15 protein-coding genes and 1 tRNA gene are annotated in these 17,150 nt (G+C 28.0%); 9 read left to right on the top strand and 7 right to left on the bottom strand.

Annotated elements, in window-relative coordinates:
- Positions 1-19 precede the first annotated feature (19 nt).
- Genes yidC through rpmH form a run of 3 tightly spaced genes read right to left on the bottom strand, consistent with a single transcriptional unit; the run spans position 20 to position 2,542 of the window.
- A complete protein-coding gene (gene yidC / locus AC1RP9_RS00290) occupies positions 20-2,074 on the bottom strand; it encodes a membrane protein insertase YidC (RefSeq protein ID WP_481822419.1) in 2,055 nt (684 codons plus the stop codon).
- The gene (rnpA, locus tag AC1RP9_RS00285; protein WP_481822418.1) at positions 2,058-2,390 is read right to left on the bottom strand and encodes a ribonuclease P protein component; all 333 of its coding nucleotides are present in this window, start codon (positions 2,388-2,390) and stop codon (positions 2,058-2,060) included. The genes yidC and rnpA overlap by 17 nt, the downstream gene beginning before the upstream one ends.
- A gap of 5 nt (positions 2,391-2,395) precedes the next feature.
- Positions 2,396-2,542 carry a 50S ribosomal protein L34 gene (rpmH, locus tag AC1RP9_RS00280; protein WP_036464075.1) on the bottom strand — a complete coding sequence of 49 codons (147 nt, stop codon included), beginning with the start codon at positions 2,540-2,542 and terminating at the stop codon, positions 2,396-2,398.
- 195 nt (positions 2,543-2,737) lie between these two features.
- Here rpmH and serS point away from each other — a divergent pair, with 195 nt between their 5' ends.
- Together serS and recU are read left to right on the top strand one after the other, a co-directional pair.
- On the top strand, positions 2,738-4,003 hold the full coding sequence (gene serS / locus AC1RP9_RS00275; protein WP_481822417.1) for a serine--tRNA ligase: 1,266 nt from the start codon (positions 2,738-2,740) through the stop codon (positions 4,001-4,003).
- Between the two features lie 50 nt (positions 4,004-4,053).
- Positions 4,054-4,539 carry a Holliday junction resolvase RecU gene (gene recU, locus AC1RP9_RS00270; protein WP_481822416.1) on the top strand — a complete coding sequence of 162 codons (486 nt, stop codon included), beginning with the start codon at positions 4,054-4,056 and terminating at the stop codon, positions 4,537-4,539.
- Here recU and AC1RP9_RS00265 read toward each other — a convergent pair.
- A complete protein-coding gene (locus AC1RP9_RS00265; protein ID WP_481822415.1) occupies positions 4,536-4,835 on the bottom strand; it encodes an HU family DNA-binding protein in 300 nt (99 codons plus the stop codon). The two genes, recU and AC1RP9_RS00265, sit on opposite strands and share 4 nt — an antisense overlap.
- 363 nt (positions 4,836-5,198) lie before the next feature.
- Between AC1RP9_RS00265 and AC1RP9_RS00260 the strand changes: the two genes are divergently transcribed.
- The 3 genes from AC1RP9_RS00260 (at position 5,199) to AC1RP9_RS00250 (ending at position 10,592) form a co-directional block, all read left to right on the top strand.
- Entirely contained in the window at positions 5,199-5,387 is a 189-nt protein-coding gene (locus AC1RP9_RS00260) for a hypothetical protein (protein ID WP_481822414.1), read from the top strand.
- A 564-nt stretch (positions 5,388-5,951) separates the two neighbouring features.
- Complete coding sequence (locus AC1RP9_RS00255) at positions 5,952-7,940, top strand: hypothetical protein (protein ID WP_481822413.1); 1,989 nt, start codon at positions 5,952-5,954, stop codon at positions 7,938-7,940.
- A 57-nt stretch (positions 7,941-7,997) separates the two neighbouring features.
- Positions 7,998-10,592, top strand: a complete 2,595-nt coding sequence (locus AC1RP9_RS00250) for a DNA topoisomerase IV subunit A (RefSeq protein ID WP_481822412.1) — start codon at positions 7,998-8,000, stop codon at positions 10,590-10,592.
- A 29-nt stretch (positions 10,593-10,621) separates the two neighbouring features.
- On the opposite strand, the gene AC1RP9_RS00245 is transcribed toward AC1RP9_RS00250, so the two are convergent.
- Positions 10,622-10,697, bottom strand: a tRNA-His gene (locus AC1RP9_RS00245).
- 162 nt (positions 10,698-10,859) lie between these two features.
- Here AC1RP9_RS00245 and AC1RP9_RS00240 point away from each other — a divergent pair.
- Positions 10,860-11,840, top strand: a complete 981-nt coding sequence (locus AC1RP9_RS00240) for a Dam family site-specific DNA-(adenine-N6)-methyltransferase (protein ID WP_481822411.1) — start codon at positions 10,860-10,862, stop codon at positions 11,838-11,840.
- A 118-nt stretch (positions 11,841-11,958) separates the two neighbouring features.
- Here AC1RP9_RS00240 and AC1RP9_RS00235 read toward each other — a convergent pair whose 3' ends face one another.
- Entirely contained in the window at positions 11,959-12,504 is a 546-nt protein-coding gene (locus AC1RP9_RS00235; RefSeq protein WP_481822410.1) for a PQ-loop domain-containing transporter, read from the bottom strand.
- Positions 12,505-12,714: 210 nt separating this feature from the next.
- Between AC1RP9_RS00235 and mnmE the strand changes: the two genes are divergently transcribed.
- The 3 genes from mnmE to rsmA are packed head-to-tail and all read left to right on the top strand — an operon-like array spanning position 12,715 to position 15,635.
- Positions 12,715-14,067, top strand: a complete 1,353-nt coding sequence (mnmE, locus tag AC1RP9_RS00230) for a tRNA uridine-5-carboxymethylaminomethyl(34) synthesis GTPase MnmE (RefSeq protein ID WP_481822409.1) — start codon at positions 12,715-12,717, stop codon at positions 14,065-14,067.
- 1 nt (position 14,068) lies between these two features.
- A complete protein-coding gene (locus tag AC1RP9_RS00225) occupies positions 14,069-14,860 on the top strand; it encodes a TatD family hydrolase (protein WP_481822408.1) in 792 nt (263 codons plus the stop codon).
- 1 nt (position 14,861) lies between these two features.
- Positions 14,862-15,635 (top strand): 16S rRNA (adenine(1518)-N(6)/adenine(1519)-N(6))-dimethyltransferase RsmA, encoded by a 774-nt coding sequence (gene rsmA / locus AC1RP9_RS00220; protein WP_481822407.1) that lies wholly within the window; start codon positions 14,862-14,864, stop codon positions 15,633-15,635.
- Positions 15,636-15,640: 5 nt separating this feature from the next.
- Here the strand turns inward: rsmA and AC1RP9_RS00215 are convergent, their stop codons facing one another.
- Complete coding sequence (locus tag AC1RP9_RS00215; protein WP_481822406.1) at positions 15,641-17,119, bottom strand: DUF2130 domain-containing protein; 1,479 nt, start codon at positions 17,117-17,119, stop codon at positions 15,641-15,643.
- Between the last annotated feature and the right edge of the window lie 31 nt (positions 17,120-17,150).

Genomic DNA, 17,150 nt, shown 5'->3' with positions numbered 1-17,150 from the left:
ATAACCTTGCGGTTATTTTTTATTGTCTTGCAAGTGCTTTAAGAGAAAAGTGTTCTTTAAATCATTCAGTTTTCTTAACTCTTCACATTACTAGTGTTTGAATAATGGTAAATAATCCAGTGAAGATTCAGTAAATTTGAACCCCGGCTGAAAATAGGACAACAAACACAGTAAACACAATAATCATAATACGTTGTGTTCTTTCTTGTTTTTTGAGTGCTTGTTGTTCTGCGAGTGATGTTCTTTCTTTGAATCTTTTCTTATTTAGCATAATCGGAAGAACTGAAGAAAGTAATTGAATTAACACTGCCAAAATCAGCACTAATAAGTAAATAAACTCACCATCTCCAACCTTTGTGTATGATGTTGAACTAAAGTTAATTCCCAATCATTCTGTTGATTTAATTGAAGGAATGATTTGAATTGCCCTTCACATTGTAATAAAAATTGGAAGCGTTAGAATCTGGGCACCAATAGTATCTAAGAATGAAATATTGTACTTTTTATTTAAAGCTTGTAATTCTTGTGCCTTCCGAGCCTTCATTTGTTTGTTGTTATCAAAACCAACATATTTAGCTTCAATTATGGCTCTTTTACTTTTAAGCTCTTCTTGAACAGACATTTTAGCTGTTGATTTAAAAGTTAAAGCAAATACTGCACCCCTAATTATGAAGGTAACTAAGAATAAAACAATAATAGTTCCTCAACCTTTTAAAATTCCAATTCCTTGAGAAAGTGCATTAATAACTGCTGATGTTGGATATACGAAAATTCCGTAAAATGGCCCATATTTTCAAGCTTCTCCTCATGAAGAAATGTTTAATAACGGCATTGAATCTTGGAAAGCAAGCGGAATATTCCCGTCTGATATTTTAATAAGATTTTCATCATATAAATATTTCTTAAAGTTGTCTTGTGCTACTGCTTCTGTGTTATTTTCAGTAGTAGAATTGTTACCAACATTTGGGTTTGTTGTTGTGCCTGGTTGATTATTTTTAGGTTCTAAATCGGTTTTATTATTTAATACAAAACCTGTTCTCGAAAACCATGAACCCATTATTTCAATGTATTTTCTAATTAATACTTCTTCTTTTGGAGTTAATGTGAATAAAACCGGATTTTTTGCTTGTGCATTTTTTTGTGCTTCATCAAATTTTTCTTTTAAGAATAAAGAAGGATCTTTTCCTAAAGCTTTCACAAAATCTGAACCTTGAGCAAAAGTCTTATCATAAAACAATTGAAGAATATCTCTGTTAAATTTTCTTATCAAAAGTCTCTCTTGTTTCTCTTGAGTTTCTTGTTTGTTCACTCCATTAATAATTGAAATTTCTTCAGTATATGGGTCGATTTTTGATAAACCGGATACCCAACCAACAGAGATAACACCATTATTAGTTGCTTGTTTTGCGTCAGAAATAAGTTCTTGGTTTTGACTGTTTGGTTTAAGATACTTTAAAAACTCTATTTTGTCATTTACTTTTTCAAATCAATTAAAAAAGTAAATATCTTTAATGTCGTTTACAAAATGATAGTCAGGTAAAAAACGTTTAATATCATTTCTTGAGCTTATTGCTGCAATTAAGTAATTATTATTTTTATTATAAATGGTGTTTTTGTTTTCGTTTAAAACAATTCCTGATGAGTAAGTGTTGTCTCTTCCGTAATAACCCTCTTCTCCATTTTCTCCATTTAATTGTTTTCTAATTTGATCTAAAATAGTGGGATTTGAAATGTAAGGGTTTGTATTAGTATTTGGTTTGTAGGTATTAATATTTATTTTGGTTGTTTCAGAATTTTCCCCTGAAGAAGGTAACTCTAAAGTTTGCGTTTCATTTTCTAAAACAGTAACTTTAGGTCCTATTTGATTTTTTGAACTGGTAAATTCTAATCCGGCTCCAACATTGGTAGATTGTCTAATTACAAATGACTGAATACACCCTGTTAATGTAAATCCTAAAACAACAATAACGACAATTACCTTGAATCATTTTCAGATTCTTTTTAAGAGCTTTTTTCTTCTTTCGACAGGATCTTTATCTTTTAAAAAATAATTAAATTTATCTGATCTTTCCATTTTTAAACTTTTCAAATAATTCTTTAATAGCTTTTTGTTTATCTTCAAATAAAGCTATTAAAAATTCTTTACGAACTATAATGACAAACTTATATTTAAATTCTTGAATATGAATATTTTGCAAAATAGCTCGTAATTGTCTCTTGTAATAGTTCCTTTTAACTGCATTAGCAAATTTTTTCGGAACTGTTAAACCAACTTTTAAAAAATTTGATTCTTGATAATAAACAATAATATATTTATTCAAAAATTGCTGTTTGAGTTCGATAATTTCATTGAACTCTCAATTTTTCTTTAGTCGATTTTCTTTTTTCATTTTAATTATTTATCTGAAACTGTTAAATATTTTCTACCTTTAGCTCTTCTTCTAGCTAATACTTTTCTACCATTTGCTGTTTTCATTCTAGCTCGAAAACCATGAACTTTAGCATGTTTACGTTTGTTTGGTTGGTATGTTCTCTTGCTCATAAATCCTCCTTTTAATACTTAAAATAGACGTATATATATTATAGCAAATAGATTAAAAAAGACGTTATGCATATTTAAATAACTTTTTTATTCATTTTTCGCACTTAAAAGTATAATTTTTCTTATTTAGAAGCACACTTTTGCTTTATTTTTAGGATAAAAAGTGTATAATTTTAATCACAAAAATGAGGCTATATGTTAGATATTAAATATGTTTTAAAAAACCCTGAAAAAACGAGAGAATCCTTGCAAAAAAGAGGATTTAACCTTGCTATTTTTGATCGTTATTTGCAATTAGCACAAAAAAGGGGAAGCCTAATGTTTCAAGCTCAAAGCAAAAAAGCTGAGCTAGGAAAGCTTTCTAAAGATTTTGGAAAATACAAAGATCAACCTGACAAATTGCAAGAGTTAAAGAGTTTAATTGTTCAAAGCAAACAACAAGAAAACTTACTAAATGAACAGGAACAAGCTTTAAATGAGCAAATTCAAAAATTAGCTCTTGAAATCCCTAATCTTCCGCTTGATGAAATACCATTTGGAAAAGACGAACAAGATAATGTTATTTTATCTGAGCATCCAAACTTGGGTCGTGGATTAGTTAAACCAATGTTGCCTCACTATGAAATAGCTAAAAAATTAGATATTTTAGATATTGAGCGTGCTGTTAAATTATCAGGTTCACGTTTTATTATGTATAAAAATGCTGGGGCTAAATTAGCACGTGCTTTAATTAGTTTTATGCTGGATTTGCACAATTCTAAGGGTTATTGTGAATTAACCACTCCAGTATTAGTAAAATCTAAAGCTTTATACGGAACTGGTCAATTACCTAAGTTTGAAGAAGATTTATTCAAACTTGATAGGGATGATTTTTATTTAATTCCAACTGCTGAAGTTACTTTAACTAATTATTACAATAATGAAATTGTTGATTTAAGCACTCCTTTTAGAGTAACAGCTTACACTGAATGCTTTAGAAGTGAAGCAGGTAGCTCAGGAAAAGATACTAAAGGGATCATTAGACAACACCAATTTAAAAAAGTTGAATTAGTTAAAATAACCAACCAAAAAGATGCATTAAAAGAGTTTAATCTAATGCTAAACGATGCAAAAGATGTGCTTGAACAGCTACAAATTCCTTACCGCGAAGTGCTTTTGTGTACTGGAGATATGGGGTTTGGTTCACGAAAAACTATTGATTTGGAACTTTGATTACCAAGTGAACAACGTTATCGTGAAGTTTCTTCAGTGAGCTACATGGGTGATTTTCAAGCTCGAAGAGCTATGATTCGTTATAAAGATGAACAAGGAACAAACCAATACGCTCATACAATGAATGGTTCTGCTCTAGCAATAGATCGTGTTATTGCAGCTATTCTTGAAATATATCAAAATAGCGATGGAACAATCACTGTCCCACAAGTTCTAACTCCATACATGGGTATATCAATAATTAAATAAAGCTTATGCTTTATTTTTTGTTTTTTACACAAAAATCTTATTACTAAGATATGAACAAAAACAAAGGAATGTTGCTCGAAGAAATTATTAATAATACAATTGAATTTTTAGCTATTAATAAAATTGCTTTTATTGAAAAGAAACTCTTACCATACAAATTTAGAACTATTGAACGAGTTCAAAATAAATTAAAGGCTCATTCAGTCCAAATTATTGGCAAGAGTACTGTAGATTATATCGGAATAAATTCAAAAGGTCACTTTATTTGTTTTGAAGCTAAAACCTGTGAAGGAGATTCTTTTTATCTAAATCAAATTAAAGAACATCAGTTCTTGTATTTATCTCAAATCAACAAATTATCAGGAATTGCTTTCGTAATTTTATATATGTCAAATTACAATCTATTTTTTAAAATACCTTTTGAAGTATTGCAAAAGGCTTTTAATACTGTAAAATCAGTGAATATTAGCTGATTAAAAGATAATTCTAAAGAGTTAACCTTAGAATTTCCTGGTTATTTAAACTTTATTGATTAGTTGAAGTCAATTAATTCACGTAAGTATTTTGAAGGTTTGTATTTAATTACACGTCTTTGTGGAATATCTACAAATTTAACATCACCTTCTTGTTCTTCTTTAGAGAATTTATTATAAATTTTACGTGGACGTTTAATTGCAGTCGAAAAAATACCTAATTGAGATAATTGAATTTTGTCTTCGGTGATTAATTGTTCTTTTAAAACAAAAACCATTGCATCGAAAACCCTGTCTACTTCTTTTGGAGTAACTTCGATTTTTTCTGCAACTGCGGCAATAAATTCTTTTTTGGTCATGTTGTCTCCTTAAATTTGTCGGTAATTTATATAGTTAATTATATAGACTTTAGACAAATAAATAACTAAAAAAGCTTAGATTTGTGGTTAAAAATATTTTTTGCTTGCTAAATTAATTGATAAAAAGGCTAATTTTCAAACCTAAATTCAATATTTATGCAAAATTTTTAATTTTTAGTCATTAAAATCATTTAATGTAAACAAAATTTCATAATTATTAATATAATAAAATAGTTATTTTGCTAATTAATTAACTAAAAACCAAAGAATATAAAAATGCTTTTAAAAAGAGCTAAAAATTAGTTTTTTGGTTTTAAAAAGACTTCTTAAAATAAGCAAAATAATTGAAAATTAAAGGAAATTATGAAAAAAATGTATAAGCGATGGTATATTCCTCTAACTTTATTGGTCCCAATATCTGTATCATTATCATGTTCAAGCAACCCAAAAACAGAAAAGGTTAATCAACCTCCACAAGAAGAGTTGCGAATTGATAATTCAATTAAAAAATATGAAAGACCCAACCCAAATGTAAATAGCTTAAGGGTTTAAATCCAAGCTTTTATTAAATTATCAACAAAACCAAACATAACTAATAAGCAAAAATTAGAATTATCAAATTCTCTTGAAAATTACTTTAAATTAAGTATTTCTGAAAAAATTATAGATACCATAAAACACAAAAACCTTTCACAACTTGAAAGTTTACAAGCTATTTTTGATTTTTCTCGTTTTGTCTTTCCTGATGAAACCCCTGATAATGTTAAAAAAATGATTTTAGAACAATTCAACCCATACAAAAACGATGTTGATAAAACAATTTCTTTATTTAAAGATAATCAGGGAGTTAATCAAAAAGAATCCCCAGGAAACCCTCCTCTATAAATAATCGATACTTTTCATTGCTTAAATTCAATAAATTAATCAAAAAATAGCTTTTAAGTTTTAATTTTGTCTAAAAATTAAAGACATTCTTAAAATATTTTAAAAATTTACTTAAATCTATATGTCTTTTTATAAATTTTGGTTTTTGCTTGATTATCTTTTTAAATATACATATAATTAAAAAAATAACTTTTTATAAAAACAATATGAATTAAAATTTAGAGGAAATTTATGAAAAAATTTTTTAAACCACTAATAATTTTTACCACCGCTATATCACCTGTTGCTGTTGCTTTATCTTGTTCAACAGTCAGTGAAAATCCAAAAGAAGAGTCAAATGTTTCAATTAAAAATTATGAAAACACAACACCTTCTACTGATAATTATAAAAATTATCTTGAAGCATTTGTTAAAATTGCAAGTAATCCAAAAATAACTACTCAACAAACAGATGAACTTAAGAATTCTATAACTGATTATCTTAGTAAAAGTTTAACTTCGTTTATACAAAAAGATTTTGCTGATAATAATGAAGAAAATCTTGATAAATTATTAGCTACTTTTAATAATTTACAAATCCCTCAAGGTTTACCGTCTGACTTAGAGACGGTTTTTAAAACTATGAAGGATAAATTTACAACTTTACTTAAGAGCTATATTCCACAAATTCAAGAACAAAAGAAAATAATTAAAACATATGAAGTTCCAAATCCTTCAGTTGAAAATTTTAAAAATTATATCCAAGCAGCTTATAGAATTGTAAGTAGTCCAGAAGCAACTAATGAAGGAAAATTGCAGGTAATTGATTCTTTAAATAAATATTTCCTTAAAGAATTAGTTTTATTTGTACAGAAAAATCTTTTAAATAATAATGAAAATGTAATTAAAGAATTATTGAACATTTTTAATGATTTACAAGTTCCGCAAAATTTATCTTCAGAATTTAAAGACTACTTTGAAAAAATGAAGCAACAATTGTCTAAACCCATCAACGATGCACTTGATAATAAGAAAAACGATGAACTAATTGAAAATCTTAAAAAATATGAAGTCCAAAACGCTACACCTAATGATTTAAAAACCTGATTTGAACAATATGCAAAAATTGATACCAATAAATTAAATACCGAACAAAAAAATAGACTAGAAAAATCATTTGATAATTTCTTTTTTAAAGCTCTTACAGAAACTTTAGATAAGGGTGAAAAAAATGGTGATGAAAAAATAATTGAGGATTTAGCTAATGTTCTAGCTGATGTTCAGTTTTCACCCGAAATTAGTGCAGAAAGGTTGACTAATTATAAAGAATCGTTAGCAAAAGCTATTGAAATTGCAAATGAAACTATTAAAGAAATAAGAGAAAAGAAAATGGAAACTCCTAAAATGGAACTTGTTAAATTCACAATAGCCAATGAAGAATTGCTTTTACAAGAATTAAAGAAAGCAGAAACAAAAGGATATATTTCTCTTTACTTCCACCCAACTACTAATTCATATGATTTATTTCAACAAAATGACCCTATTTTAAATGTTCCTGCAGGAACCCCTCAATTAAGTGGAATAAAATCGGATGGTAGTCCAGCACAGGGAATCAAAGTATATTCAAAAACCTTTAATAAAAAGAATGGACATGAGCCTGTTGTGGTGCAACAAGGACACTTAGTAGTACAATATGTTTTGGAAGGTCAAACATACTTAGTTGATTTAGTCCTAACCATTAGTCCTAACCCAACAGACAATATCACTCTATCAAAAGCCAAAAACAATAAAAATAATACTGAAGGTACCGTTACATCCAACAATACCTCAGGTCAAACTTCTTTAAACCAAAACACTGAACCAAAAGAAGTTAAACCAGCTGTAAGTGAACAACAAAATGAAATCAATTTTACAGTTGATAATTTACCAGAACTTGTAAAATATGTCCAAGAACAAAAAGCAAATTCTCAATCATATTTTAGTATTTCAAAAGATAAAAAGAAATCAAACACTTATTATATTTACAAAACACAAATTCATTTAACTTTCGATAATAGTGATAAAACACTAAAAGGCGTAGATGCAAGGGATGGAAAAATTAAAACAGAAAGTTTAAAAGTATTCTTTGAATCAACAACCTTTAAAACTCATCAAGTTACTGTAGAACCAAATACTATCAAAGTTCAATATTCAGATGATGGACAAACTGTGAAATATTCAGTAATTAAATTAAATTCATAATCAAGCATTCTCTGAATGCTTTTATTTTTAAACGTTTAAAGTAAAATTAAAATACATATGAGTAAGATCAATAAAAAACTAGAAAAAATTATTCAAAATTCTGTTGATAAATTGTTAGAAAAGGGATTTGGTCGCTATTCTAAGTATGTTATTCAACAAAGAGCTCTACCAGATGTGCGAGATGGTCTTAAACCCGTGCAACGAAGAATTTTATACGCTATGCACACCTTGGGTTTAACTAATGATAAAACTTATAAAAAATCAGCTCGGATTGTAGGAGATGTAATTGGTAAATACCACCCTCACGGTGATTCATCAGTGTATGAAGCTATGGTTAACATGTCTCAATGATGAAAAATGAACATTCCACTTTTAGATATGCACGGAAATGTTGGTTCAATCGATGATGATCCAGCTGCTGCTATGCGTTATACTGAAGTTAAAATGTCTAAAATTGCTAATTACATTTTAGGTGATATTAAAAAGAACACTGTTAATTTTGTTCCTAACTTTGATGATTCAGAAATTGAACCCGAAGTACTTCCAAGCATTTTACCAAACTTATTGGTTAATGGTACCAAAGGGATTGCTATTGGTATGGCTACAGAAATGCCGCCTCATAATTTAGGCGAAATTATTGATGCAAGTATTGCTAAAATTAAAAAACCTACTTTAACTTTTAATGAATTATCTCAAATTGTATTAGGCCCAGATTTCCCAACTGGTGGAATTATTCATGGAAATAAAGGGATTTTAGAAGCTCTTGATACAGGAAAGAACAATAAAGAAAAAATCCGTTTGTTTAGTCGATACAATGTCTTTGAAAAAGGAAAAAATAAGTTTATTGAAATTACTCAAATTCCTTTTGGTGTGGTTAAATCTTCACTAGTTTATGAGATTGAAAATTTAGCTTCTAATGAACAAATTGACGGTTTTATTGAAGTCAAAGATCAATCAGATCGCAATGGAATTAGTATTTTAATTACGCTAGAACCTGATGTTAATGAGAATAGCATTATTTCCTATTTATACCAAAAAACCAGTCTCCAGGTTTTTTATAACTACAATAATACAGTCATTTTAAATAACTCACCTGTTACAGCTAATTTAACTTTGTTAATTGATAGTTACATTACCCAAGTTAAAGATATTAAAACTAAAACTTTGCAATATGATCTCACTAAAAATCAACTTCGTTTAGAGCTGGTTTTAGGGTTTATTAAGGTTAGCGAGATAACTGATGCAGTAATTGCAGTAATTAGAAAAGCTGAAGGTTCAAAAGCAGGTGTGGTTCAAGCCTTAATTGATAATTTTAATCTTACTCACAATCAAGCTAATGCAATTGCTGAAATGAAACTTTACCGTTTAAGTAAAACGGATAAAGAGGCTTTTTTACAAGAAAAAATAGAACTTGAACAAGAAATTGCAAAAATAACCAATTTACTGGAAAATGAAAAAGATTTTAATAAATTTATTATTAACCAATTACTTGAAATTAAAAATGAATTTGCTACCCCAAGAAAAACCACTATTCTTGAATCTGAATATGAGTTTAATTATCAAAAAACTGACCTAATCAAAGCAGAAGAAGTGATTATCGGGATTTCGAAACATGGATATTTAAAGCGAATTTCACAACGAGTAGCTGATGCAAATGACTTTGCTAATTATATTCTTAAGGAAGAAGATTACCTTATTCATTACGAAAAAGCTAACACTTTAAATCAATTTTTAATTATTACTAATTTAGGTAATTATGCTCTAATCCCTATTTATCAAATTCTTGAATGTAAATGAAAAGATCTAGGGATGCATCTAACAGATTTTGTTGATACTAAACCAAGTGAAGAAATCGTTTCAATTATTGAAGTTTCTAATTGAGATGCTAACATTTTTGTTGTTTTAGGTACTAAAGATGGAATGTTCAAGAAAACTCCACTTAAACAATTTCAAGTTTCTCGTTTGAATAAAACATACACAGCTATTACACTAGCTCCTAATGATGTAGTGGTTAATGCTTGTTTGAGTAATGGAGCTAAAGATATTATTATCATTACTAAAAACGGCCTCTCAAGTAAATATTCAGAAAATGATTTAGGACTTTACGGTACTAAAGCAAAAGGAAATAAAGGGATTTACTTATCGCTGAGCGATACAGTAAATAATTTCACTATCGCTGCAAGTGATGATGTAATTACTTTCATTACTGATGATGGTTTTTTGAAGAAAATGCGTTGCAAAAAAATTCCTTTTGTCCCTAAAAATATTAAAGGAAAAGCAATTTTTAAAGACCAAATTAAGGACAAAATCTTTAATATTTCCGATATTTATCCAACCCGTGAAAGTGATATGTTGCTAATTAAAAACACTCAAGGAAACACTTTTTTAGATCCGATTAAAAAATACTCATTTTCACAAGCCAACCCAGATTTAATTGAAATTAATATTCCTAATTTGTACAAAGTTCGGATCAAAAAGAATTATCAAACTACTGATTTACAAACTAATTCTAAAGAATTATTTACCCCAGAAACCCTTGAACAAGAACAAAAAGAATTTCGCCTAACTGAAGATAATTTGGATCAATTAGAAAATAATTTAGATAAACTGCTAGCTAAGGTAAATGAAACACTTAATAAGAATAAAAAATAAAAACAACCTTTAGGGTTGTTTTTATTAAATGGGGCAAATGACGAGATTCGAACTCGCGCATGACGGGACCACAACCCGCTGTGTTAACCGCTTCACCACATTTGCCAGATGTAAAAATATTATACTATAAAAGTAAAAATAGATAAACGAATAATGCAAAATGACTTCCTTTTAAAAATAATATTGTGTATTATAATACATATACAATAATATAAAGGTGGTTGTTTATGCTTAGAGAGGTTTTTGGTAAAAATGTAAAAAAATATCGTGTTAATAAAGATTGATCGGGCTCATATATCAAAAATTGAAAAGGGACAAATCAACGTCACTATTGATACAATTGAAAAGATTAAAAAAGTTTTAAATATACAAATTGAGAAATTATTTCAAGAAAAAAATAACATAAAACCTTTTGTCAAATGAGCTGGCGGTAAAACTCAAATTTTGGGTCAATTAGAAAAATATATCCCTGATATTTTTAATAATTATTTCGAACCTTTTGTTGGGGGTGGATTACTTTTTTTCTCACTAACTCCTAATAAAGCGACTATTAGTGATTTAAATCAAGACCTAATGTTTGCTTATAAAGCTTTTCAAAATTTGCACATTTATGAACTTTTAAAAGCAGAATTAATCAAACATGAACTTAACCACTCTGAAGAATATTATTTAAAAATTAGATCGCTTGATCGAGATATAAATTTTCTTTCTCTACCTGAATATGTGCGAGCTGCGAGAATGATTTATTTAAACAAAGCCTGTTTTAATGGACTTTATCGTGTAAATTCACAAGGTTATTTTAACGTTCCTTCAGGTAAAAAGGAGACCATTAAAACTTTTGATCGTGAAAATTTTGAAAAATTATTCAGCTATATTAACAGTGCTAATATTAATGTTTTGAATCAAGATTTTGAGAGGGTTTTAGAAACTGCTCAAAAAGATGATTTTGTTTATTTAGATCCTCCTTATGACATAATTGAAAATAAAAAAACTTTTACTTCTTATACTAATCAAAATTTTGATCAAAATGAGCAAATTAGATTATTTAACGTTTATAAAAAACTTTCAGATAAAGGAATTAAAGTAATGTTAAGCAATCACAACACTCAATTTATACAAGAGCTTTATAAAAATTACAATATTCATATAATCAAAGCTCGAAGAATGATAAATTCTAAAGGAGATGGTAGAGGACATGTTGAAGAGGTAATTATTACTAATTACCCGATAAATAGTAATGAAAATTAAAGCGATTTACAATTAAGTTTTTTGAAAGAACTTATTTTTAAAGGGATAAAAAAAGAACTTAAGAAAGAAATTACAAAACTAAGTAAGTAATTATTTTAAAAAAGTTCTTTTTAGACTATTAAGCCATTTGAGTTTTAAAGTAATTGTATTTTATAACCATTGTTAATTGGTATGCATATAAAAGGAACGAAATAACTTGTCAAATTAAGCCACCAATTAAGTCTGGGTTTGATCCATATTTAACAATTGATAATACTCAGAAGACAACTCAACAAAAATTGTTTGTCTCAAACAGAACAAAGAGCATTGGCGAAACACCTTTTCAATTTTTGGTTTTAATTGAGGTATAAAGTTGTGGAGAGAATGCAAAAGTTGTGAATGTAGGTGCAATCAATCCAAAAACAGTTGCTTGATTTGCTGTTATTCTGAATGTATAATCAGTAAAGTAAATACTAATAAATGCAATTCCAATAATTCAAGTTGCTAAAACTCCTCCAAGTGCTAAAAGTCTCTTTTTCATAGCATCATTTTCAAATTCATAAAAATGATACAATAAGTAAGTCATCACTCCGTTAATGAATAATGAAACACCATCACCAATAACTACATTTTTTAATTTAAGTGGTGCACTTAAATCGCTAAACACACCAAAAAGCGTTCACATTAAGATTCCGATATGAAGAATCCAAAATGAATAAAAATTAACCTTTCCTGTTTTTCTTTCTTTTAGTAATTTTATTAGTTGTGGAATCGATAGTGATATAACAAGGATAATCGTAAACCACGAAAAAACTTCTATCGCTTTATCTAACATATCTTGAGAATTATAGTAAAAAAATAGGTAAATATAATATAAAATTGTAAAATTTTATATATGTACGATAACATTGCTGCTATTTCGTCTGGTTCATACGTAAACCAACCAATTTCCATAGTTCGCCTCGCTGGACCAGATGCTATTGAAATTGTTTCAAAAGTATTTAAAGGTAAACAAGGCAAAGACCATGAGATTACTTATGGTTTTATTTTTGATGGTTCTGAAATGATTGATGAAGTTTTGGTGATGTGATTTGTTGGAAAAGAAAAAAACGGTCAAATTATTTACAACAATTATTGTGGTGAACCTCTTATTGAAATTAATTGTCATGGTGGAATAGTAACCACAAATCAAGTGCTTGAGGCATTATTAAAAAACGGTGCTCGTTTAGCTGAAAGAGGGGAATTCACTCGGAGAGCTTTTTTAAACGGTAAAATTGATTTAGTCAAGGCTGAAGCAATTCATGAACTAATTTTTGCTCAAACCACTCTGCAAACCAAAGCATCAATTAACAAATTTACCGGTAAAACCAGCGGATTAATTGATAAATTTATTGCAGATATCTCATACTTAATTGGACTTAGCGAAGTTAATATTGACTATCCAGAATATTTAGATTTAGAAAATATCGATGATCAAATTATGCTTGATAGTCTAAACAAACTTAAAGTTCAATTACAAGAAATTGTAACCTTATCAGAAAGTGCACGTTATATTTTTGAAGGCGTTAAAGTTGCACTTGTTGGTAAACCTAACGTTGGAAAAAGTAGTATTTTAAATGCTTTACTTTCAGAAGATAAAGCAATTGTCACTGATATTGCCGGTACCACTCGAGACACAATTGAAGCTTCTTATCAAATTCAAGGAATGCTTTTTAAATTAGTTGATACAGCTGGAATTAGAGAATCTAAGGAAACTGTAGAAGCAATTGGAATTGCTAAATCATTCGAGCAAATTCAAAAAGCTGATTTAGTTATCCATGTCTTTGATCCAACCCAAGAAAACAATCAATTTGACGAGCTAATCTACCAAGAAGCTCAAAAATACAACAAAATTTACATTAAAGTGATTAATAAATCTGACTTAAATATTCCAATCAATGAACAAGCAGTTTCTATTTCAGCAAAAAATAATCAAATCGAGCAACTTGAAAATGAATTGGTCAAACATTTTGATAATATTAACGTATTAGATGAAAGAATCCTTTCAAATACACGTCAAATTTCGTTAATTAAGCAAGCTCTCAATAGTATTGAAAATGCTATTGAGACAATTGAGGCTGGAATGACATTTGATGTGATTATTGTTGATTTATATGATGCATGAGAATCGTTACAAAATATCAAAGGGAATGTTAACAAAGAAGATCTTTTAGATGTGATGTTTAAAAGCTTTTGTTTAGGAAAATAGTATGTCAAAAAAGAAAAATAAGTTTGTTGATGCACACAATCACTTAACAAATAAATATTATCCAGATTGAGTAATCGATGAAATCATTGCTCAAGCTCAAGTTCATAATATTGAATTTATGATTGTAAATGGTGGTCATAGAGAAGAAAATTATAAAGTGCTTGAATTATCTAAAAAATATTCGATAATTAAACCTGCAGTTGGTATACATCCTGAAGATTTGCATGATATAAGTGATATAGAATTAATCAAACCATTATTAAAATATGATGTTGTGGCAATTGGTGAAATTGGTCTAGACTATTTTTATGATAATGTAGCTTCACACGAACTACAAAAACAAGCTTTTGAACAGCAAGTCATAATTGCTAAAAACCATAATTTACCTATAATTGTGCATATTCGCGATAAAGAAGGATCGTGACAAGCATATGAAGATGTCTTTAACATTCTTCAAAAACACAAAGTTAAAACAATGCTTCACACTTTTGCTGGTAATTTAGAATGAGCTAAAAAGTTCGAAAAATTAAATTGTTATTTTTCGTTTAGCGGAGTAGTTACTTACGGTAGTGCTAATGATACTCGTCAAGTTGTTGAATATTTACCAATCAATAAAATATTAACCGAAACAGATTCTCCCTATTTACGTGTACATCCGTATACAGGACAAACAAACGAGCCTAACACAGTTCTTTTTGTTGCTTATTATATTGCTGGTTTGAAAAAAGTGGGTATGGATAAATTTGTTAATCGTATAAATCAAAACCTCAGAGAATTATTCAACCTAAAATAGTATGAAAAAAGAAGTATACTCAAAGAAACACTTTGGTCAAAATTTTTTAAAAGATGTAAATATCATCAACAAAATTGTTGATGTTTTTAATTTTACTAATCGCTCGGTTTTAGAAATTGGACCTGGAAGAGGAGCATTAACAAAAGAATTAATTAAAAAAGCAAGTAAAGTTACTTGCTATGAAATTGATCCAGATATGATTAATATTTTAAAAGAGCAATTTCCTCGTGCTTCAAATTTAGAAATAATTAATCAAGATTTTTTAAAAGCTAACTTAAAGGATTTTCAAAATACTTATCTTATCGCAAATATTCCTTATTACATTACTACTAATATTTTGTTTAAAATTTTTGAACATAAAGACCAGTTTAAAGGTGTTTTATTAATGGTGCAAAAAGAAGTAGCACTAAGAATGTCAGCTCAAATTAATTCGTCTGAATATTCTAAATTATCTGTTTCATGTCAATATTTAGCTAATGTAAAGACTGAATTTATCGTGAAAGCTTCTTGTTTTTCTCCTGCTCCAAATGTTGATTCAGCGATTGTTTCACTTGTTTTTAGAGATAATATTTCACAAAATCAATGAACTGAAATTAAAGATTTTTTTAAATTATGTTTTGCTAACCGAAGAAAAAAACTCTCTTATGCTTTATCAACTAAATATAGCAAAGAGAGAATTTTAAAAACCTTTTCTGAACTAAATTGAACTGAAAATGTACGAATTCAGCAACTTAGTGTAGAACAAATTGTTCAATTATTCGAAAAATTAAAGTAAGTTTTTTATGAAATAAGTTTTTCGTACGGTAATTGATAAATCTCTTCCTCTTCTAATAAGTTTATCGAATCTGAGGTTAAGAACTCAGAAGGTAATTTGTGTTGAGTAGTTAAAGCTTTGTGAATTTTCTTAATATCAATTCTAACCATTTTATCAATTAAGTCTTCTAATTTATCAGTTTGATTTCTTAAATTATTAATTGTCTTTAGAACTTCGTCTTGTCTGCTTTTTAATCCTTCAAGCGAAAGCATAAATGCTTTTTTAATATTTTCTACTCCTTCAACGAACTCTCTTGCGTTTTGAATTGATTCACCATCCATTTTTCCAATTTCAAGTTTTTCAAAATAAGAATAAAGAAGCGAAAGTACAGCTCCTAAAAATGGAAATCTTAGAATAATAATTTGTTGATATTCATCTTCATTTGGTGTATAAACAAAAAACTCTTTTTTATCTTCCAAATTAGTTACTAATAAAGCAAAATATGCTCCCTCTTTATTCCGATCTTTTTCAAGCTTTTTAAAATGATCTGAATTTTTGGTAGTTCCTTTTTCTGATTCTTGAGATTTACATTCAATAATAACTTTTCCAATTGATTTTCTATTGTTTTTGCTTAAAAATTCAACATAAAAGTCTGCTTTAGTTTTCTTCCCGTCTAATGAGGTTTCGTCAGAATTTTTATCTGATTTTGCTTTTGTGATTTTACCGAATCTGACAAACTCTCTAAATGGGTTAAACATTTCTCTGAGGCGATCCTCAACTTTGTTTTCTAAATCTTCACCAATCATTTTAGTTGATAATTTCGAATAATCGTTTAATTGACGTTGTAATGAAGAAATTTCAGTTTCTTTATTTTTTAATTCCTCTTTAAGTTTTTCTTCATATTCTTTAATTAATTCGTTCTTAACTGCTCCGACTTTGTTATCAACAATAAGATTTATTTGTTCTTGTGAATTTTTTCTTTCGTTTTCTAAATCGCTTTTTAACTTGATAACTTCTTGTTCTTTTGCGATTAAATTTTTGTTATGTTGTTTTTCGATTTTATCAAGCTCTTCATTCTTTTTGTTTTGTAATTCAAGCTTAAAATTGTTTTTAAATAAATCTAAATTTCTTTTTTCGCTTTCTAAATCATTTTTTAATTTGTTAAGCTCTTGTTCTTTTTCGTTCAATTTTTTGGTAAATTTGTTTTCAACTTCTTGAATAGCTTTAATTTTTTGACTTTCTAAATCACTCTTAAATTTGTCTTCCAGTAATTTTGTGTGTTTTTTTTGTTCTTCATTTTTTCTTTTTTCATACTCGTTTAAGAAATCTTCTTTGTACATTTGTTTAAGTTTTTCGATCAATTCGGTTTTAAAAGAATGAATGTTAGTAAAATCTTTATTTAAAATATCTCGTAGATCAATGTAATCACCTGCTTGACCATCATTTTTAATAACAAATTGCAATTTATCTGCATCTTTGATTTCAATTTCTAATTTCTTGCTCATTTAATTACCTCCGTATTTAATATAAATAATA

This window comes from Mycoplasma sp. 3686h (genome assembly GCF_056781225.1).
The sequence above is the reverse complement of the archived record's forward strand: the minus strand, read 5'-3'. Positions and strand labels throughout refer to the sequence as shown.